The 19,131-nt window shown below is 63.6% G+C and carries 14 protein-coding genes; 8 read left to right on the top strand and 6 right to left on the bottom strand.

Annotated elements, in window-relative coordinates; translation table 11 throughout:
* Positions 1-90 precede the first annotated feature (90 nt).
* On the bottom strand, positions 91-1,866 hold the full coding sequence (locus UP06_RS29720) for an adenylate/guanylate cyclase domain-containing protein (RefSeq protein ID WP_045007254.1): 1,776 nt from the start codon (positions 1,864-1,866) through the stop codon (positions 91-93).
* 117 nt (positions 1,867-1,983) lie between these two features.
* Entirely contained in the window at positions 1,984-3,174 is a 1,191-nt protein-coding gene (metC, locus tag UP06_RS29725; protein WP_045007255.1) for a cystathionine beta-lyase, read from the bottom strand.
* A 394-nt stretch (positions 3,175-3,568) separates the two neighbouring features.
* Here metC and UP06_RS29730 point away from each other — a divergent pair, with 394 nt between their 5' ends.
* From UP06_RS29730 to UP06_RS29755, 6 genes are all read left to right on the top strand, one after another.
* Positions 3,569-4,585, top strand: coding sequence for an amino acid ABC transporter substrate-binding protein (locus UP06_RS29730; protein WP_045007256.1), 1,017 nt, complete (start codon positions 3,569-3,571; stop codon positions 4,583-4,585).
* 28 nt (positions 4,586-4,613) lie between these two features.
* Positions 4,614-5,819 (top strand): amino acid ABC transporter permease, encoded by a 1,206-nt coding sequence (locus tag UP06_RS29735; protein ID WP_045007257.1) that lies wholly within the window; start codon positions 4,614-4,616, stop codon positions 5,817-5,819.
* The gene (locus UP06_RS29740) at positions 5,816-7,336 is read left to right on the top strand and encodes an amino acid ABC transporter permease (RefSeq protein WP_045007258.1); all 1,521 of its coding nucleotides are present in this window, start codon (positions 5,816-5,818) and stop codon (positions 7,334-7,336) included. The genes UP06_RS29735 and UP06_RS29740 overlap by 4 nt, the downstream gene beginning before the upstream one ends.
* A gap of 11 nt (positions 7,337-7,347) precedes the next feature.
* Complete coding sequence (locus tag UP06_RS29745; RefSeq protein WP_045007259.1) at positions 7,348-8,088, top strand: amino acid ABC transporter ATP-binding protein; 741 nt, start codon at positions 7,348-7,350, stop codon at positions 8,086-8,088.
* A gap of 209 nt (positions 8,089-8,297) precedes the next feature.
* Positions 8,298-10,541: an O-linked N-acetylglucosamine transferase, SPINDLY family protein gene (locus tag UP06_RS29750; RefSeq protein ID WP_045007260.1), complete on the top strand. Its 2,244-nt coding sequence runs from the start codon at positions 8,298-8,300 to the stop codon at positions 10,539-10,541.
* Positions 10,542-10,651: 110 nt separating this feature from the next.
* Positions 10,652-11,185 (top strand): DUF805 domain-containing protein, encoded by a 534-nt coding sequence (locus tag UP06_RS29755; RefSeq protein ID WP_045007261.1) that lies wholly within the window; start codon positions 10,652-10,654, stop codon positions 11,183-11,185.
* An 11-nt stretch (positions 11,186-11,196) separates the two neighbouring features.
* Here UP06_RS29755 and UP06_RS29760 read toward each other — a convergent pair whose 3' ends face one another.
* The 4 genes from UP06_RS29760 to UP06_RS29775 all read right to left on the bottom strand — a co-directional run bounded on the left by UP06_RS29760 (position 11,197) and on the right by UP06_RS29775 (position 15,807).
* Complete coding sequence (locus UP06_RS29760) at positions 11,197-12,231, bottom strand: cysteine synthase A (RefSeq protein WP_045007262.1); 1,035 nt, start codon at positions 12,229-12,231, stop codon at positions 11,197-11,199.
* A 97-nt stretch (positions 12,232-12,328) separates the two neighbouring features.
* Complete coding sequence (locus UP06_RS29765) at positions 12,329-13,558, bottom strand: SAM-dependent methyltransferase (protein ID WP_045007608.1); 1,230 nt, start codon at positions 13,556-13,558, stop codon at positions 12,329-12,331.
* Positions 13,559-13,652: 94 nt separating this feature from the next.
* Entirely contained in the window at positions 13,653-14,489 is an 837-nt protein-coding gene (locus tag UP06_RS29770; protein WP_045007263.1) for a DUF1365 domain-containing protein, read from the bottom strand.
* A 4-nt stretch (positions 14,490-14,493) separates the two neighbouring features.
* Positions 14,494-15,807, bottom strand: coding sequence for an NAD(P)/FAD-dependent oxidoreductase (locus tag UP06_RS29775; RefSeq protein ID WP_045007264.1), 1,314 nt, complete (start codon positions 15,805-15,807; stop codon positions 14,494-14,496).
* A 429-nt stretch (positions 15,808-16,236) separates the two neighbouring features.
* On the opposite strand from UP06_RS29775, the gene UP06_RS29780 reads away from it, so the two are divergent.
* Positions 16,237-17,679, top strand: coding sequence for an efflux transporter outer membrane subunit (locus UP06_RS29780; protein ID WP_245305595.1), 1,443 nt, complete (start codon positions 16,237-16,239; stop codon positions 17,677-17,679).
* A complete protein-coding gene (locus UP06_RS29785) occupies positions 17,669-19,111 on the top strand; it encodes an efflux RND transporter periplasmic adaptor subunit (protein ID WP_045007265.1) in 1,443 nt (480 codons plus the stop codon). Before UP06_RS29780 ends, UP06_RS29785 begins: the two co-directional genes overlap by 11 nt.
* The last annotated feature ends 20 nt before the right edge of the window (positions 19,112-19,131 follow it).

A 19,131-nucleotide genomic window follows, 5' to 3' on the forward strand; every position in this document is an offset into this window, starting at 1 on the left:
GAGAGGTCAGGCTAACGCCAAACGACTGGGGATCAATCCCTTTATTCGGAAGAAGTTTCCGCGTGCCCGTGCCGGAGGCATGCTTGCCGGTTATGAAGGCAGACCCGTCAGACGTAGGCCTTCTTCGAAGGCGGCAAGGTCCCCGGCGCGTCGCAAAGGCCATACGTTTGCGAAATTGGCGATCCGGACCTGTGGGTCGAGCTCGCGCAGGCGGGCGACGGCTTTGTCCCGGTCCTCGTTGCGTCCGGCTAGTGCGCCGCTGACTGCCGCCATGATCAACGCTGCGGCGTAGTTCGGGTTCTGCCGAAGCGCGCGCTGAGCCCAGTCCAGCGCCTCTTCGTAACGCCCGGCAAAGAAGTGGGCCAGCACGATCCCGTTCTGGACGATGAAGATGAGGGGATCGAGCGGGCTCAGCCGTATCGCGCGCTGGAGATGCTCGATGGCAAGGTCGGGGTCGCCGAGAAACGCCCGGACGTACCCGCTGAAACGCCAGGCCGCCGCGAGATTGGGGTTGAGGTTCAGGGCCCGATCGATGAGCGCGGCGCCATCGTCGAGATTGGCAGCGACGAATGCCAGGGCGAAGCCCGCCTGGGCGAGCGCGATTGCGTCGTCGAGACCGAGCCTGGCGGCCTTCCGTGCTGCGACTTCCGCGGCGGCAGTTTCCTGTCTGGTATCAGCGACCCAGCCATTCGCCTTGCGCCACACATAGCAATACGCGCTCATGCCATGGGCGGTCGCGAAGTTGGGATCGATCTCCGTGGCACGCTGGAAGTTCTGGAGAGCTTCGACGTTGGCGTCTTTCGTCCCCTGATAGATGTTTGCCATGCCATGCAGGTAATAGTCGTAGGCTGCGAGCTTGTCGGTCGGCTTGTGCTTGGCGCGCTCGATCTCGGCCTGCTCGAGCTTCGGCGCGATCGCGCCGATCACGCTGGTCGTCACTTCGTCCTGGAGCTCGAACACGTCTTCAAGCGCGCCGTCGAACCGGTCTGCCCACAAATGCGCGCCGTTCGAGGCGTCGATCAGCTGTCCGGTAATGCGCACCTTGTTGCCGGCTTTGCGCACGCTGCCTTCCAGCACGTAGCGGACGCCGAGCTCGCGCCCGACCTGCTTGATGTCGACAGCCTTGCCCTTGTAGGTGAAGCTCGAATTGCGCGCGATAACGAACAGCCAGGTCATGCGCGACAGGGCCGTGATGATGTCTTCGACCACGCCGTCAGCGAAATATTCCTGCTCCGGATCGCCGCTCATGTTGGTGAAGGGCAGGACTGCAATCGAGGGTTTCTCAGGCAGCACCAGTGCGGCCGGTCGATCGGGCGACCTCGTCGCGGACGTAGCTCCCGCTGCGGGGCGCGCTCGCCACGCCCGCATCGGCTCGGAAATGTTCTTGAGCGACTGCTGGCCCATGTCGTCATAGGCGATTTCGGTCTTGCCCCTGATCTGGCGATAGGCATCGTCCGAGATGCAAATGCCGCCGGGCTCGGCAATCCCCTCCAGGCGCGCCGCGATGTTGACGCCGTCGCCAAAGATATCGTCGCTGTCGATGATGATGTCGCCGACGTGAATGCCAATCCGGAACTGGATTTGCTTTTCGGCGGGCGTGTCGACGAAGGCGCTGGCCATGGCCCGCTGGACTTCGACCGCGCAACGGACAGCATCGACTGCGCTGCCGAACTCGACCAGCATGCCGTCACCGGTCGTCTTCACGATCCGTCCGCGGTGTTCGGCAATCTTGGGATCGACCAGCACCTGACGGCAGCTCTTCAGCCGTGCGAGCGTGCCTTCCTCGTCCTCGCCCATCAGGCGGCTATAGCCGGCGACGTCGGCGGCAAGGATTGCTGCCAGACGGCGGTCGACCCGGGCGGTCATGCTTTCGAATCCATCGTCAGTCGGCAATCCGTATGGCCAAGACGCAATAGCCATCGGCTTATACGTCAAGCCCGGCGAGCCGTCGATAGCAGCCGGATCGTTACAGACGGATCCGGGTCAGGAATTCGATGCGGCCTTCAACGCAGCAAAGCCGCGATCGAGATCCGCCTTCAGATCGTCGACACTCTCGAGCCCGATATGCAGACGCAGTGTCGGACCACCCGGCGCCCACTTGGTCGCGGTGCGATAGTCGTCGCAATCGAAGGGAATCGCCAGGCTCTCGAAACCACCCCAGGAGAAGCCCATGCCGAACAGCTTGAGTGTGTTGAGCATGGTGTCGACCGCCTTCTGCGGCGCCGGCTTCAGCACGATGCTGAACAGGCCCGAGGCGCCCGTGAAGTCGCGCTTCCAGATCGCGTGGCCCGGATCGGTCTCCAGCGCCGGATGCAGCACGCGCGCGACCTCGGGCCTGGCAGCGAGCCAGCGCGCCATGTCGAGACCGGAGCGATGATGCTGCGCGAGCCGCACAGACAGCGTGCGCAGGCCGCGCAGCGCGAGGAAGACGTCGTCGGGGCCGGCGCAGACGCCGAGCTGGCGGATGCCTTCGGCAATCTGGGGCCAGGCCCTGGCGTTGGCCGAGATCGTGCCGAACATGATGTCGGAATGGCCGCCGATATATTTGGTGGCAGCCATCATGCTGATGTCAACGCCCTGTTCGAGCGAGCGGTGATAGAGCGGCGTCGCCCAGGTGTTGTCGTCGATCACGAGCGCGTCACGCGCATGCGCGACCTCGGCAATAGTGCGAATGTCGGGCATCTCGAACGATTGCGAGCCCGGCGCCTCGACCAGCACTGCGCGGGTGTTGGGCTTGAACAGCTTTTCGATGCCTGCGCCGATCATCGGATCGAAATAGCTGGTTTCGACGCCGAAGCGGGTGAGCAGGCCGTTGCAGAAATTGCGCGAGGGCCGATAGACGTTGTCACAGACCAGCAGATGGTCGCCGGCCTTCAGCACCGAAAGCAGGGTGGTCGAGATCGCCGACAGCCCCGACGGCACGATGCCGACGCCGGCGCATTGCGGCCCCTCCAGCGCCATCAGCGTGTCCTGGAACGCCCGCGTGGTGGGGCTGCCGTGGCGGCCATACGTGAACTCGCCGCGATGGGCATGCAGGTCCTCGGCGGTCGGGTAGAGCACGGTCGAGCCGTGGAACACCGGCGGATTGACGAACCCCTTCTGCGCCTTGGTGTCGCGGCCGGAGGTGACCAGCCGGGTCTCGGCGTGCTGTTCGGAGGGGTGCGAGGAATCCATGCGTCTGCTTTCAAAAGCGCGTTTCCCCCGGGCGCCAATTGCGCCGGCGGGCCGGCCGGAGGCCGCAGATGTTAATAACAGAACACAGAAGAGTCCCGTCAACCCCTTGACCCGGCTCGCCAGTCGTTCTGTGATGCGCAGGTGCTATTCAGTCGCCGCATGTTGAGGGGCCTGCCGCGACCTTCGATCCATCGTCTGACCGGACCTTGCGCCACAGCCATCACGGCGGGCGCCCGCGGCGGGGATTAAGGTATGGCCTCAAGGGATGGGCGGGTGTTCGGCAAGGTTTCCAGCATGACTCTTGCAAGGCAAGCCTTAGTAGGATTTGCCCTGGCAGAGACGATCCTGAGACAACATTCCTGACCTTGAGACGACTTTGAAAGGCCTTCAACCCATGAAACGCGTAACCCTGGCTCTCACTCTCGCTCTCGCCGCCGGCCTCTCTGCCCAAGCCGCCGACGCGCAAACGCTCAAGACCGTCAAGGACCGGGGCGTCCTGGCCTGCGGCGTCAGCCAGGGCCTGCCTGGCTTCTCCTCGCCCGACGACAAGGGCAACTGGACCGGGCTCGACGTCGATGTCTGCCGCGCCATTGCTGCCGCGATCTTCAACGACCCGACCAAGGTCAAATTCGTGCCGACCTCCGCCAAGGACCGCTTCACGGCGCTGCAGTCCGGCGAGATCGATCTGCTCTCGCGCAACACCACCTGGACCCTCTCGCGCGACACCTCGCTCGGCGCCAACTTCACCGGCGTAACCTATTATGACGGGCAGGGCTTCCTGGTGAAGAAGTCGCTTAAGGTCAATTCGGCGCTGGAGCTGAACAGCGCCTCGGTCTGTGTGCAGACTGGAACCACCACCGAGCAGAATCTCGCCGACTACTTCAAGGCCAACAACATGAAGTACGAGGTGATCGCGTTCGGCACCAACGACGAAACCGTCAAGGCCTATGAGGCCGGGCGTTGCGACGTCTTCACCACGGACCAGTCGGGCCTCTACGCCAACCGCCTGAAGCTTGCCAATCCCAACGATCACATGGTTCTCCCGGAGATTATCTCGAAGGAGCCGCTCGGACCGATGGTGCGCCACGGCGATGACCAGTGGTTCGACATCGTGAAGTGGACGCTGTTTGCAATGATCACCGCCGAAGAGCTCGGCGTGACCTCGAAGAATGTCGACGAGAAGGCCAAACTGGAAAACCCGGAGCTCAAGCGCGTTCTCGGCAGCGATGGCAATTTCGGTGAACAGCTCGGCCTGACCAAGGACTGGGTGATCCGGATCGTGAAGGCCGTCGGCAATTACAATGAGGTGTTCGATCGCAACGTCGGTGCGGGCTCGCCGCTCGGCATCAATCGCGGTCTCAACAATCTCTGGAATAAGGGTGGTCTTCAGTACGCGCCGCCGATCCGCTGATCCCGCTTGATCTGCAGGCCAGCGGCAAATGAGTACAGAGGCCCGTAAACCGCCGCTCCAGATCGCGCTGAAGATCAGGCGGCTCTTGGGTGGCAAGGCAGGCTGGAACGGCGTCGCCGTCCAGTTTGCCTTCGCGGCGGTCCTGGGCTGGATCGCCTACGAGATCATCTCCAACGCCCGCGCCAACCTCGAAAACCAGCACATCGCCGCCGGCTTCGGTTTCCTCAGGAACAATGCAGGGTTTGACGTCAATCAGACCCTGATCTCCTACACCGGCTCGGACACGTTCTTCCGTGTATTTGTGGTCGGGATTCTGAACACGCTCGTGGTCTCGGTGGTGGGCATTGTCTTCGCCACCGTGATCGGTTTCATCATCGCGCTGTGCCGGCTGTCGCCCAATTGGCTATTGTCGCGCATCGGCGAGATCTACGTCGAGCTCATCCGCAACCTTCCGCTCTTGTTCCAGATCCTGTTCTGGTATCTGGCGGTGCTCGCGGCGCTGCCCAATCCGCGACAGAGCATTTCGCTCTTCGGTGTGGCCTTTATCAACAACCGCGGCCTGATCGTCCCGTCCCCGGTGGGAGAGCCTGGCCTCGGTCCGTTTCTGGCGATGCTTGGCCTTGGCATTGTCGCGTCGCTGGCGCTTCGCTTCTATGCGCGACGCGCCCTGTTCCAGAGCGGCCGGTTGATCCGCATCTGGCCCTATGTGCTGACGTTCGTCATCGGTTTGCCGCTGGTCACGATGCTCGTGTTCGGTCTGCCCTTCATCTTCGAATTTCCGCAGCTCAAGGGCTTCAATTTCGCCGGCGGGTCGCGGGTCATTCCGGAGTTCGTGGCGCTGACGCTGGCGCTATCGACCTATACTGCCGCCTTCATCGCCGAGATCGTGCGCGCCGGCATCCTGTCCGTCCACAGCGGACAGATGGAGGCGGGATCGTCGCTGGGCCTGAGCCGCGGCACCACGCTGCGGCTGATCGTCGTGCCGCAGGCGATGCGCGTGATCGTACCGCCGCTAACCAACCAGTACCTGAACCTCACCAAGAACTCCTCGCTGGCGGTCGCGATCGGCTATCCTGACCTGGTGTCGGTCTTCGCCGGCACGTCGCTGAGCCAGACCGGGCAGGCGATCGAGATCATCGCCATGACGATGGGCGTCTACCTCCTGATCTCGCTCATCACCAGCGGCGTCATGAGCATCTACGGGTGGCGCATCAGCCGGAGCCTCGGCGCATGACCGACATCACCGCGTCATCCTTCGTCCGTGCGGACATCGTCGCCGAACGTCCCGCACCGGTGAAGACCACAGGCTTCATCGGTCTGCTGCGCACCCGGCTGTTCAATTCGCCGACCAACATCCTGCTGACGATCCTGGGCGCCTTGCTGCTCTGGTTCACCATCATTCCGTCCGTCAGGTTCCTGATCGTTGATGCGGTCTGGACCGGGACGGACCGCACCGCCTGCCTCGCTGAGAACGCCGGGTTTACGGTCGGCGCCTGCTGGCCCTACATCCAGGCCAAGCTGCCGCAACTGATTTATGGCTTCTATCCGGAGGCCGAGCGCTGGCGGGTCAATCTCGCGCTCATCCTGGCGGTGGTTCTGCTGCTGCCGCTGCTGATTCCGCGCCTGCCGGCGAAGGGGCTCAACGCCGGCCTGTTCTTCTTCGCCTTCCCGGTGGTGGCGTTCTTCCTGTTACATGGCGGCGGCATCAAAGGCTTCGGCCTGAGCTGGACGGCCAGCGCACTGGAATTGTTCGACGACAGCATCAGCAGCGCCGGGCAGGTCCTGCTCAGTCTCAGCAAGACGTCAGCCATCGCGCCGCTGCTCTGGGTCGTCGGCAACCTCGTTGTTCTGGTCGGCACCGCGATCCATTGGCTGATCTTCCCGCTGACCTGGCTGCGCGATCATATCCAGGGGACGGGCCAGTCGATCTGGGTCGATTTCGCCATCACCACCGCCTTTGTCTCGCTGATCGTCTTCTTTCTCGGAGGCGGCGTCCGCGGCGGCGGGCGCGCTCTCGCATCGAGCATCGCCACTTTCATCGCGATCGCAATCGTCATCAAGCTGATGGACCTGGATCACGGCGGCCTGCCGATCGTCGCCACGAATCTGTGGGGCGGCCTCTTGGTAACGCTGGTGGTCTCCGTCACCGGCATCGTCACCTCGCTGCCGATCGGGATTGCGCTGGCGCTTGGCCGTCGCGCTTCTATCCCGTTGATCCGGATCTTCTCGATCGCCTTCATCGAGTTCTGGCGCGGCGTGCCGCTGATCACCGTGCTGTTCTTCGCCACCTACATGCTGCCGCTGTTCCTGCCGGGCAATTTTTCCGTCGATGGTCTCGTGCGCGCGCTGGTCGGCATTGCGCTGTTCACCGGCGCCTACCAGGCCGAGAACGTCCGTGGCGGGCTCGCTGCGATCCCGCGTGGGCAGGGCGAGGCGGCGGCGGCCCTGGGGCTGTCCTGGTGGAAGACGACGTCGCTGATTGTGCTGCCGCAGGCACTGCGCCACGTCATACCGAACCTCGTCAACAGCTTCATCTCGCTGTTCAAGGACACCTCACTTGTGTCGATCGTGGCGCTGTTCGACCTGTTGGGCTCGCTGCGGGCGTCATTCTCCGACCCGAAATGGTCGACGCCGTCGACGGCGTTCACCGGCTTCGCCTTCGCCGGCATCATCTACTTCCTGTTCTGCTTTGGAATGTCGCGTTACTCGCTCTTCGTCGAGCGCCGTCTCAACGCCCACCGCCGCAACTGATCGAGCTCGCCATGTCAGCCAAACCGATCGTCAACATTTCCGGCCTCAACAAATGGTACGGCGAGTTTCACGTGCTGCGCGACATCGACCTGGAGGTCGAGAAGGGCGAGCGCATCGTGATCTGCGGCCCCTCGGGCTCGGGCAAATCGACCCTGATCCGCTGCATCAATGCGCTGGAGGAATTCCAGGAGGGCGAGATCGTCGTCGATGGCATCGAGCTCGGGCCGAACCTCAAGCATGTCGACGCGGTGCGTCGCGAAGTCGGCATGGTGTTCCAGAGCTTTAATCTGTTTCCGCATCTGACGGTGCTGGACAATTGCACGCTGGCGCCGATCTGGGTCCGCAACATCCCCAAGAAGGACGCCGAAGCGACCGCGATGAAATTTCTGGAGCGGGTCAAGATCCCGCACCAGGCCAACAAGTTTCCGGGCCAGATGTCCGGCGGCCAGCAGCAGCGCGTCGCGATCGCCCGCGCCCTGACCATGAACCCGAAGGTGATGCTGTTCGATGAGCCGACCTCGGCGCTCGACCCCGAGATGGTCAAGGAGGTCCTCGACACCATGGTCGACCTCGCCAAGGAGGGCATGACCATGCTGGTCGTGACCCACGAGATGGGCTTTGCGAAGGAGGTCGCGAACCGCGTGGTGTTCATGGACGCCGGCCAGATCATCGAAGCCAACACGCCGAACGAATTCTTCGCCAACCCGCAGCACGCGCGCTCGAAGCTGTTCCTGAGCCAGATCCTGCGCTGATTTCGCAGATTTCGTAGGGTGGGCAAAGGCGCCCTTGCGCCGTGCCCACCATCCCTTGGCGATCTCGCGGAGACATGGTGGGCACGCTACGCTTTGCCCACCCTACAAGGCTGCGCCTGATTCCCGCGGCATCCCGGAGGCGCGCCGATCGGCCGGCCAGGCTTGCGAATCAGTTAGACTCGTCGTGGGCCATCCTTCGGAGAGCGACCTTGCAGAGCAGCGCCGGCGCGCGCGCGTTTCAGAACGCGCGATTGCAGAAGAAATTCAAGAAGCAGGCGGACGCCATCCTCACCGCCGCGGTCGCAGCCCATGATCAGGGCCGATATGCGGAGACGGAGGCGCTCTGCCGTCAGATCCTGAAAGAGCTTCCGGAGCATTTCGGCGCTTTGCATCTGCTTGGACTGTGCGCGTTTGCGTGTCGGCACTTGGAGGAAGCAAGACAGGCTCTCAAGCATGCCGTGACCGTCGACCCGCGCTCGGCACACGCCCTTTCCGATTTGGGAGCGACGCATTTCGCACTTGGGCAGTATGAGGAAGCGCGCACGTATCTGGAGCGGGCCATCGCATTGAAGCCGAGTTTCCCGGTGGCCTTGGCCAACCTCGGCAATGCGTTGCTGCATCTGAGTTGCGTCGAGCAAGCCATCGAACTGTACGATCGCGCTATCAGGCTGAAGCCCGACTATGTCGATGCGCTATGCAATCGTGGCTTGGCGGAGCTGGCACTGCGCCAGCTTGACCGCGCCAGACAGAGTTTCGAGCGTACTTTGTTGTTTCAGCCGCAACACGTGGAGGCGCTGGTCGGCAAAGGCTTAGTCAATATTGAGCTCAAGAACTACGACGAGGCTAAAGCCGCGCTCGAAGCGGCGCTCGCGATCAGGCCTGGTTCGGCGAAGATCCTGGCGAACCGTGGACGGGTCAATCTTGAGCTGTCGCGGTCGGAACAGGCGGCGGCGGATTTTGATGCAGCGCTTGCGCTTTCGCCCAGGCTCGAGGTGGCCTTGCAAGGGAAGGCGCAGGTCTCGCTCGACATGGGGAATACGGCGCAGGCAATCCTGGCCTGCACCACCTTGCTCGAGGAAAATCCGCGCTCCGCGATGGCGATGGCGCTGCTGAGCGCCTGTTTTGCAAACCAGGGAGAGATCGCATCGGCGATCGAACTGCTCGACGCTGCGCTGGCCATTGCGCCGGATGCAGGCTTGATCGGGCGAAAGATCTTCTTTCTGGACTTTCTTTCCGACGCCGATTTCGCGGTCCAGCAGGCAGCGCGAAAACATTGGTGGGAAGCGATCGGCGCCAAGTTGCCGCAGAGGAAGCTTTCACCCAGGCAGCTTGATCCGGATCGGCGGATCGTGATCGGTTATGTGTCTGCCGAGTTCTGGTACCATTCGGCGGCGTTCGCGCTGTTGCCGGTACTGCGCCATCATGATCGCGCCAAATTCGAAATCGTCTGCTATTCGTGCTCGCCGACACAGGATGAGGTGACCGCCAGATTCAAGCAGTTGGCGGACGTCTGGGTCGACGCCTGGCAGCTTTCGGACGACGAGCTGGCCGATCGTATTCAGGCCGACAAGGTCGATATCCTGATCGACGTGTCCGGGCATACCACCGGCAACAGGCTCTCTGTCTTCGCACGCAAGCCGGCCCCCATCCAGGTCTCAGGCTTCGGACATGCGTCCGGTACGGGCCTTCAGACCATGGACTACGTGCTTGCGGATCCAATCTTCATTCCGGAATCGGCGCGGCATTTGCTCGCCGAAAAAGTCTATGATCTGCCGTGCCTGAACACGCTCGATCCGATCCTGGATGTGCCGCCTTCGGAGCTTCCGATGCTCCGCAACGGTTATGTGACCTTCGGCGTGTTCAACCGCATCAACAAGATCTCGGACGAGGCCATCGGCGTGTGGTCAAAAGTGATGCGCGAGGTGACGGGATCGAGGATCATCATCAAGCATACCCTGCTTGACGATCCCCTGGTGCGCGAGCGGCTCCTCGCGCGATTTGTGGCGCACGGTATTCCCGAAGCGAATATCACCTGCCAGGGCCTGACCCCGCGCCACGAGCATCTCCGGGCCTTTGCGCAGGTCGACATTTCGCTCGATCCATTCCCGCAAAATGGCGGCATCAGCACCTGGGAATCCCTCTATGCCGGCGTTCCCGTCGTTGCCAAGCTCGGCAACGCGTCGTCGTCGCGCGCCGGTGGCTCGATCGTGGCGGCCGTCGGCCTCAATGATTGGGTCGCAGACGACGACCAAGGCTATGCCGCGATCGCTTGCAAGTATGCAGCGCAGCCGGATTATCTGGCGAAGTTGCGGGCGGATTTGCCGGCTCAAATCGCAAGTTCACCCGCCGGCAATGTCGAGATCTACGCGGGCAGGGTCGAGGCGGGCTATCGCCAGTTCTGGCGCGACTATTGTGCCTCGGCCTCGAAGAACGGCGAGGGCGCCGAAGCTTAAAATTTTACGCAATTTCGTCGCGGGCTAAAAACCATGCCGCTTGCGACACCCCGCCGCTTTACGCGTCCGAAAGCTCTTTCTGTGCATGTGCCGCAAAAGGGGATGCGTCAATGCTCGGTTTCGTGTTCGGTCTCAATGCCCGCCTCGGGCGCTTGCATTTCTTCCTGGCCTCGGTCGCGCTTGCGATCGTGATGACCGCGATCTGCTTTGCGATCGCGATGGCCGTGCTGCGCACCACTTCGCCCAGCATGATCCGGCCGGAAGATCTCATGACGAACTGGGCCATCATCGGTGCGATTGTCCTCTTCGGACTCGCGACCTTCACGCTGCAATCGATGCGCATCCGCGACATCGGCTGGGATCCGGTCTGCGTCATCCCGGCCTGGTTCGCACTCATGATCGTCGATTACGTCGTCGCAGGGCGGTTTCCGGCCTGGGCGATCGGGCAAGAGCACCAGGGCACGGTTGTCGGCGGGCTGGTCAACCTCGCGCTGATGCTTGCGCTTACGTTCTGGCCGAGTGCCGACAGCGAAGGCTCTTACGGCAGTCCCCGCCAGCCGAACCGGAGCGCCACCAACCCGTCGCTCTCGGGCGCACGTCTGGCGCGCGTGTCGCAGGGGACGCCGCGTCCGACCTGGAGTTAGCCGTCTGAGGCCTAGACGTAGGGCGGCTTGATGTTGCTGCGCTTCTCCAGCCATTCCGGCACCGGCAAGTTCTTGGCGCGCATGAAGTCGGCGTTGAACAGCTTTGATTGATAGCGGCTGCCGGAATCGCAGAGCACGGTGACGATCGTCTTGCCCGGCCCGAGCTGCTTGGCGAGGCGCATGGCGCCCGCGATGTTGATCCCGGTCGAGCCGCCGAGGCACAGGCCTTCGTGCTGAAGCAGCTCATAAATCAGCGTCACGGCGTCCTCGTCCGGAATCACGAAGGCATCGTCGACCTTGGCGCTCTCGACGATGGCGGTGACGCGGCTAAGCCCAATGCCCTCGGTAATGGAGTCGCCCGGCGTCACCTTGGCCTCGCCATTGCGGAAATACTCGTACATGCCGAAACCCTGTGGATCGGCACAGGCGACGCGGATGTCCTTGTTCTTCTCCTTCAGAAAGCGGCTGATGCCGGCGAGCGTGCCGCCGCTGCCGACAGCGCTGACGAAGCCGTCGATCTTGCCACCGGTCTGCTCCCAGATCTCTGGGCCGGTCGATTCGTAGTGCGCCTTGGCGTTGTCGAGATTGTTCCACTGATCGGCAAACAGCACGCCGTTAGGCTCGCTCTTGCGCAGCTCGTCCGCAAGTCTGCGGCCGACATGCTGGTAGTTGTTGGGGTTGGCGAAAGGCAACGCCGGCACTTCGATCAGCTCGGCGCCGCACAGCTTCAGAAAATCCTTCTTCTCCTGGCTCTGCGTCTCCGGGATCACGATCAGCGTGCGGTAGCCACGCGCGCTCGCCACCACCGCAAGCCCGATGCCGGTGTTGCCGGCGGTCGATTCCACAACCAGCCCGCCCGACTTCAACTCGCCGCGCTTCTCGGCTTCCAAAATCATCCATTTGCCGGCGCGGTCCTTCACCGACTGGCCGGGATTCATGAACTCGGCCTTGCCGAAAATGGTGCAGCCGGTCAATTCCGAGGCGCGCTTCAGCTTGATCAGCGGGGTGTTGCCGATGGCTTCGACAACGTCGTTTTTGATGGTCATGTCAGGCAATTACCGGCTGGTTATGACGTGGGCGCCGACCCTAAAGTAGGGTCGCCGACCTTACAAGCGACCCCTTGCAAGCCGCCCCCGTAAACTCTTATTGCTGCTTTGCGAAGATGACCTGCCGGACGTCGATATTCCCGGACAGGAATCCGGCCTCGCAATAGGCGAGATAGTACTCCCACAGCCGCCGAAACCGGTCGTCAAAGCCGAGCGGGACGAGGCCCGGCCAAGCGTTACGGAAGTTATTTCGCCAGGTGGCAAGCGTCTTGGCATAATCTTGCCCAAAGATGCGCTCGCGGATGACGGGGACGCCGAACCGGTCGCCGAGCGACTTCAGCACGGCGGGCGAAGGCAGCATGCCGCCGGGAAAGACGTAGCGCTGGATGAAGTCGACCTCGCGCCGGTAGCTCTGGAACAGCCTGTCCTGGATGGTGATGGCCTGGATGCCGGCAAGCCCGCCCGGCAGCAGCCGGTCACGCAACTGTGCGAAATATCGCGGCCAGAACTGCTCGCCGACCGCCTCGATCATCTCGATCGAGGCAATCCGGTCGTAGCGGTCGCGCTCGTCGCGATAATCCTGGAGCCGGATCTCGACCTGCTCGGACAGGCCCGCCTCGTGGATGCGCTTGCGCGCGAAATCGCGCTGTTCGGTCGAGATGGTCAAACCCACGACGCGCGCGCCAAAAGTCTTGGCGGCGAATTCGGCGAAGCCGCCCCAGCCGCAGCCGATCTCGAGCAGCGTCTGGCCCGGCTTCAGGTCGAGCGCCTCGGCGAGCCGGCGATACTTGTTGGCTTGTGCCGCCGTAAGGTCGGTGGTGGATTCCTCGAACAGCGCCGAGGAATAGGTCATGCTGGGATCTAGCCAGGCCGCGTAGAACGCATTGCCGATGTCGTAATGGGCGTGGATGTTGCGCCGGGCCTGGCGGCGGGTGTTGCGGTTGAACCAGTGCTGCACGACCTGGAAGAAGCGCATCAGCGGCTTGTCGCGCAGCATGGTTTGGATCAGGTCGTGGTTGACGCAGAACAGGTACAAGAACTGCGTCAGGTCCGGCGTGTCCCAGTCGCCCGCAAGATAGGCTTCTGCAATCCCGATATCGCCGCCGTTGATCAGGCGCGAGGCGAAGCTGTAATTGTGCAGCCGCATTACCGCGTTCGGGCCCGGCTCCTGCCCGCCGAGCCTGATCATGCGACCGTCCGGCAGAGTGACGTGCAGAGTGCCGCGCCTCAGCCGTGAGCCGAAGGCGATCGCAAGGCGGACGAGACGCGGCAGGTCAGCGAACGCTGTTTCCACATTTTCGGGCGTCACCGAGATGGTGTGCGGCATCGGCGGATCCATCACCTGAACTGGTCCAGTCCGACCGTGAGCCAAGCGCGCCCAACTCTCCATTTCGCCAGATCCGAGCACGCCCCGCATACGGTCAGCGACGGATAATATATGTGGGCGTTTTGCCGGCCGCCAAGGTGGTTTCGGCGCGAAGCGTCCCCGCGACATCAGGTCGTGGCACCAGCCGCGCGCCCTTCAGCCAGAGCCGCAGCGCTTCCCAATGGATCGCCGCCATCACCTTGAAGCTCACCAGCGGCAGGCCGAAGAACGATCGCAGCAGGGCACGCGAGGTCAGCGCCCGGCGGCGGCCGTTGAAGGTCGCCGCGAGCAGCGGGCCGTCGCGGTCGGTCTCAAGGATGCGCAGCTTGACCGTCTCCGACGGCGGCAGGACGCGGAAATGATAGCGCATCGCCATCGGCAGGAAGGGCGAGACGTAGAACAGCTTGTCCTGCTGCTGTCGCAGGCCCGCATCGCTCCATTCGCCCGGTTTCACCGGCAGGACGTAAGGATGGACCTCGCCGAAAGTGTTGCGGACTTCGTAGATCACCAGCGCCAGCGCGCCGCAGGCGTGATAGCAGAAATAGACCGCAAGCGGATTGAAGCCGTAGCCGAGCAGGCGGGGATAGCAGAGCAGCTCGACGCGGCCGCCGCTGAGGTCGATATCGTGCGCGGCGGCACAGCGCTCGGCGTAGGCCTTCAGGGATGAGCCGTCGCGCGCGCCGTGGTCGGTCTCGTGAAAACTGTAGAGTGCGGCGCGGTTGACGCCGAACAGTGGCGATTGCCGGTCGGCTTCGCCGAGCCGGTCGAGATCGATCAGCAGGCTCATGACGCGGTAGCTGAAGCGATGGCCCATCGGCTTCAGTCGCGCATGCATGACGTCGCCGAGATAGAGCGAGGCGGGATCGGTTGCGGGCAGAGCTGTCGTCACCATCGCGCTACTCCGCGGCCTCCGCCAGCTCGACCGGCGCCTCGCGCCACGGCGCGACGGCGCCGAGCGCCTCGGCGACGGCAAGGCCGGAGCGCAGGCCGTCTTCGTGAAAGCCATAGCCGGTCCAGGCGCCGCAGAACCAGGTGTACCGCTGCCCCTGGATATCGCCCAGTCGTTTCTGTGCGGCAAAGGCAGCAGCATTATACTGCGGATGCTCGCAGAGATATTGGCCGAAGGTGAGTTCAGGCGCAGGCTCGAAGGGCGGGTTGAGGCTGACGAACAGCGGCTTGTCGGGATCGATGCCCTGGAGCCGGTTCATCCAGTAGGTCACGGCGACATCGTTCACGGCGCGTCCCTCGCGCTGCCAGCGCAGGAAATTCCACGACGCCCAGGCCCGCCACCGCTTTGGCATCAGCCTGACGTCGCGATGCAGATACACCTTGTTGGGGGCATAGCCGATGGCGCCGAGGATGTCGCGCTCGCGTGGGTCTGCGTCGGACAGCATCGCAAGCGCCTGGTCGCTATGAGCCGCGATCACGACGTGATCGTAAGTCTCGTGCTGGCCGCGGCTGTCGTGAACGACGACGCCGTGCGCTGTGCGCCCGATCGATGTGACGGCGCAGCCGAGCCGAATGGTATCCTTGAACGAGGCCTGGAGCTGCTCGACGTAGCGCTGGCTGCCGCCCTTGACCGTGCGCCAGACGGGCCGGTCGTAATTCAGCAGGCGATGGTTGTCGAAGAAGGCGATGAAATTTTCGGCCGGGAAGTCGAGCATCTCGCTTGCGGGGGCGGACCAGATCGCCGCGCCCATCGGTGCGAGATAGTCAGCGAGCAGGCGCTGCGAGAATTGGCGTTTCCGGAAATAGTCTCCAAGCGTCAGTCCGGCGAGACGGCCGTTGCGGAGGTCGTCGACGCTCTGTCGGCCGAATTTGAGGATGCCTGTGACCATCCGCAGGTAAGACGGGGAGAGCAGGTTGCCGGGCTGGGCAAACAGGCCCGCGGCCATCGCCCACCAATCATTGCCGCCGCCGCGCCATTCGAAACGACCGGCGTCGGCGGACACGGCAAAGCTCATGCAGCTTGCGACCGTCTCGACACCGAGATGCGCGAACATCGCGGTGAGATCCGGATAGTTGAGCTCGTTGTAGACAATGAAGCCGATGTCGACCGCGACCGGCGTCCCCTGGTAGTCGATGGTAACGGTGTGGCTGTGGCCGCCGGGGCGGAGCTCGCGGTCATAGACCGTCACCGGATAGCGCTGTGAAAGCGTCCAGGCCGCCGCATTGCCGGCGATGCCCGTCCCGATGACCGCGATACGCATGCGTAAATGTCCCTGCCTCGTGCTGGACAAGCTACGGTGCGTTGCGGCGCAGGTTTCAGTGGAGTGCGGGTGGCCTTCGCTGGTCTTGCTGCCAGTGTGGCCACAATATCACATGAAATCTTGGTAAGCTTGAATGCGCTTCTGGACGGCGCCGGAATTCAAAAAAGCCCTGCAAGACAGGTACATTTGGTATTTTTAAAGTCCAGGCGCCAGCGCGTTCGGGGGTGTCTTTCGCAGGTGCGGGACTGTCCCGCAGTTCCGCACCCGGCTAGGATAGATTTCAGGTTCCGCAGAAAGCATCACCGCTGTGAACGAGTTGCCCAAAGCCCCCCGACTGTCCCGCTGCGAATCGGTTAATCCGGCTGCGCGGCGGCGGTTCGGTCTGCCCGGCAGGGGGTGGATGTGACACAGCGGGTTCCGGCGGTCGCCATGCGGCAATCCCTTGGTTCTGCGTCCCGAGCGGGGCGCTGGGTCGCCGCGCTGTGCCTTGCGGCAAGCTCGGGGGCGTGCGTCCTGACCCAGGACCTTCCCGATCCCGCGCTCGATGTTCCCGCGCAGTACAAATACGCCGGCAAGCCGGACGCGCCGCCGACGCCGGATTGGTGGCGCGGCTTTCGCTCCACGGAGCTGACGCAATTGATGGAAGAGGCGCAGACCGTCAACCTCGACATCGCCGCCGCCGTCTCGCGCATCGTCGAGGCCGACGCCCAGGCTCGGCAGGCGGGCGCGGCGCTGCTGCCGAGCCTGTCGGGGAGCGGATCGGAGACCTATTCGCGCACCTCCGGCTCGAGCGCGTCCGGCCTGACCAATGGTGGCCGCGAGGTCGTCAATTACTCGTCGTCGCTGAGCGCCAGCTACCAGCTCGACTTCTGGGGCCAGAACCGCGATGCGCTGCAAACGGCGGAAGAGACCGCCCACGCCAACCGCTTCGATCGCGACGTCGTCGCGCTGACGACCCTTTCCGGCGTCGCCAACGCCTATTTCCAGGTGCTGGCCTCGCAGGACCGCATCAGGACCTCACAGCGCAACATTGCGAGCGCACAGCGCATCCTCGACGCCGTCAAGGAGCGGCGCAAGGCCGGCACCGGCACCGACCTCGACGTCGCCCAGCAGGAGAGCGTGCTGGCCAACCAGAAGGCGCTGGTGCCGCCGCTGCGCCAGACGCTCGACCAGAACGTCAACGCGCTCGCCGTGCTGGTGTCGCGGCCGCCGGAGAGCGTGCGCGTGCTCGGCGGCTCGCTGGACCGGGTCGCGATCCCGCGCGTGACGCCCGGCCTGCCGTCCGAACTCCTGACACAGCGGCCTGACATCCGCCGGCAGGAAGCACAGCTTGCTTCCGCCACGGCGAATATAGGCAATGCCCGCGCGCAATTCTTCCCGACCATCCAGCTGACCGGCAATGGCGGCTATCAGAGCTCGGCGCTGGTCTCGCTGTTCCAGCCGCACGCGGCGTTCTTCCAGCTGGTCGGCAGCGCAACGCAGCCGATCTTCGACGGCGGCAAGATCCTCGGCAATTTCGAATATGCCAAGGCGCGGCAGGAGGAGTTGCTCCAGACCTACCGCAAGACCATCGTCCAGGCCTTCAGCGACGTCGATAATGCGCTATTCTCGATCAAGCAGACCACGATCAAGCTGCAATTGCAGCGTGATGTCCTCAACGCCTCGCGGCGCGCCTTCGATCTGTCGGAGCAGCAGCTGCGCGCCGGCACGGCCGACATCGTCACCGTGCTCAACACGCAACTGACCCTGTTTACGGCGGAAGACGCGCTGTCGCAGGCACAACTCGCACGACTACTTGCCATCGTCAGCCTGTATCAGGCGCTCGGCGGCGGCTGGGAGCCGCGAATGGAGAAACCGGTCAATGCTCTTTAAGCCGGATATGAAGGATGATGCGAAGCCGGGGGCGGTGAAAAAATCGCGCGGCCGCGGATTCGTCATGACCCTGATCACGCTCGCGATCCTCGGCGGTCTCGGCTATCTCGGCTGGACCATCATGCATCAGCAGCCGCAGCAGCAAGGCAACGGCCGCAACCAGCGCCCCGATTTGCCGGTGCCGGTGCTGGCGGCAACGCCCCGGGTGCAGGACGTGCCGGTCTATCTCGACGGCGTCGGCGCGATCCGCGCGCTCAACACCGTGACCGTGCGCTCACAGGTCGACGGCAAGCTGATCGCGGTGAATTTTACCGAAGGACAGGACGTCAAGAAGGGCGACGTGGTCGGCGAGATCGATCCCGCGCTCTACCAGGCGACGTATGACCAGGCCGTCGCCAAGAAGGCGCAGGACCAGGCCCAGCTCGCCAACCAGCGCATCGACCTGACGCGCTACGAGCAACTCGCCGCCTCCAATGCCGGCTCCAAGCAACAGGCCGATACCCAGCGCGCGCTGGTCGCGCAGACCGAGGCGCTGGTCAAGGCCGACCAGGCCTCGATCGACAATGCGGCGGCGACGTTGAGCTACACCAAGATCGTGGCGCCGCTCTCGGGCCGCGCGGGTCTGCGCCAGGTCGACCAGGGCAACATCATCCACGCCGCCGACACCACCGGCCTCGTCGTGATCACGCAATTGCAGCCGATCGCGGTGTGGTTCAGCCTGCCGCAGCAGCAGATCATGCGCGTCAATGCGGCGGCGGCCAAGGGCTCGCTCGCAGTCGACGTGTTCGGCAATGACGGTGTCACCGTGATCGACACCGGCAAGCTGACTGGCATCGACAACCAGGTCGACCAGACCACCGGCACGCTCAAGCTCAAGGCGGAATTCCCCAACGCTCAGTACCAGCTCTGGCCGGGCCAATTCGTCAATGTCCGCTTGAAAGTCGAGACGCTCATGCAGGCGCTGGTGGTGCCGACATCGGCGGTGCAACGCGGTCCGATCGGCACCTTCAGCTACGTTATCGGAGAGGGCGACATCGTTTCGGCCAAGCCCGTGACGGTGACGCAGCAGAACGAGCATGACGCGGTGATTGCGAGTGGCCTGTCGCCGAACGACCGGGTCGTGACGACGGGCTTCGCCAATCTGTCCGACGGCTCCAAGGTCATTGTCGGTCGCGACGAGCAGACGCCGTCCGCCGATCTCGCCCCGCGCAAACGCACGCGCGCGCCTGACGGGCAGAAAAAGGACGGCCAGAAGGACGGGCAAGCCAAGGATGGCCAGAAGGACGGCGCGTCGAAAGATGGCGCCAAGGATTGGCAGGAGCGCCGCGCCAAACGGCAAAGCAGCGAGGGCGACCAGAAGGGCCAGACTGGCCCGGCGCCGGCTCAGGAGACTGGGGCCAAACAATCGGGAAGTGGAGCCAAGCAGCCATGATCCCGACAACAGCCGCTTAA

The organism is Bradyrhizobium sp. LTSP857, assembly GCF_000938285.1.
In the GTDB taxonomy this organism is placed as follows: Bacteria; Pseudomonadota; Alphaproteobacteria; order Rhizobiales; family Xanthobacteraceae; genus Bradyrhizobium.

Coding starts and splice junctions, on each gene's coding strand:
- UP06_RS29745 (WP_045007259.1), top strand. CDS start 7,348: ATGTCAGCCAAACCGATCGTCAACATTTCCGGCCTCAACAAATGGTAC.
- UP06_RS29760 (WP_045007262.1), bottom strand. CDS start 12,231: ATGACCATCAAAAACGACGTTGTCGAAGCCATCGGCAACACCCCGCTG.
- UP06_RS29785 (WP_045007265.1), top strand. CDS start 17,669: ATGCTCTTTAAGCCGGATATGAAGGATGATGCGAAGCCGGGGGCGGTG.
- UP06_RS29770 (WP_045007263.1), bottom strand. CDS start 14,489: ATGGTGACGACAGCTCTGCCCGCAACCGATCCCGCCTCGCTCTATCTC.
- UP06_RS29735 (WP_045007257.1), top strand. CDS start 4,614: ATGAGTACAGAGGCCCGTAAACCGCCGCTCCAGATCGCGCTGAAGATC.
- UP06_RS29765 (WP_045007608.1), bottom strand. CDS start 13,558: ATGCCGCACACCATCTCGGTGACGCCCGAAAATGTGGAAACAGCGTTC.
- metC (WP_045007255.1), bottom strand. CDS start 3,174: ATGGATTCCTCGCACCCCTCCGAACAGCACGCCGAGACCCGGCTGGTC.
- UP06_RS29775 (WP_045007264.1), bottom strand. CDS start 15,807: ATGCGTATCGCGGTCATCGGGACGGGCATCGCCGGCAATGCGGCGGCC.
- UP06_RS29780 (WP_245305595.1), top strand. CDS start 16,237: ATGCGGCAATCCCTTGGTTCTGCGTCCCGAGCGGGGCGCTGGGTCGCC.
- UP06_RS29720 (WP_045007254.1), bottom strand. CDS start 1,866: ATGACCGCCCGGGTCGACCGCCGTCTGGCAGCAATCCTTGCCGCCGAC.
- UP06_RS29740 (WP_045007258.1), top strand. CDS start 5,816: ATGACCGACATCACCGCGTCATCCTTCGTCCGTGCGGACATCGTCGCC.
- UP06_RS29755 (WP_045007261.1), top strand. CDS start 10,652: ATGCTCGGTTTCGTGTTCGGTCTCAATGCCCGCCTCGGGCGCTTGCAT.
- UP06_RS29730 (WP_045007256.1), top strand. CDS start 3,569: ATGAAACGCGTAACCCTGGCTCTCACTCTCGCTCTCGCCGCCGGCCTC.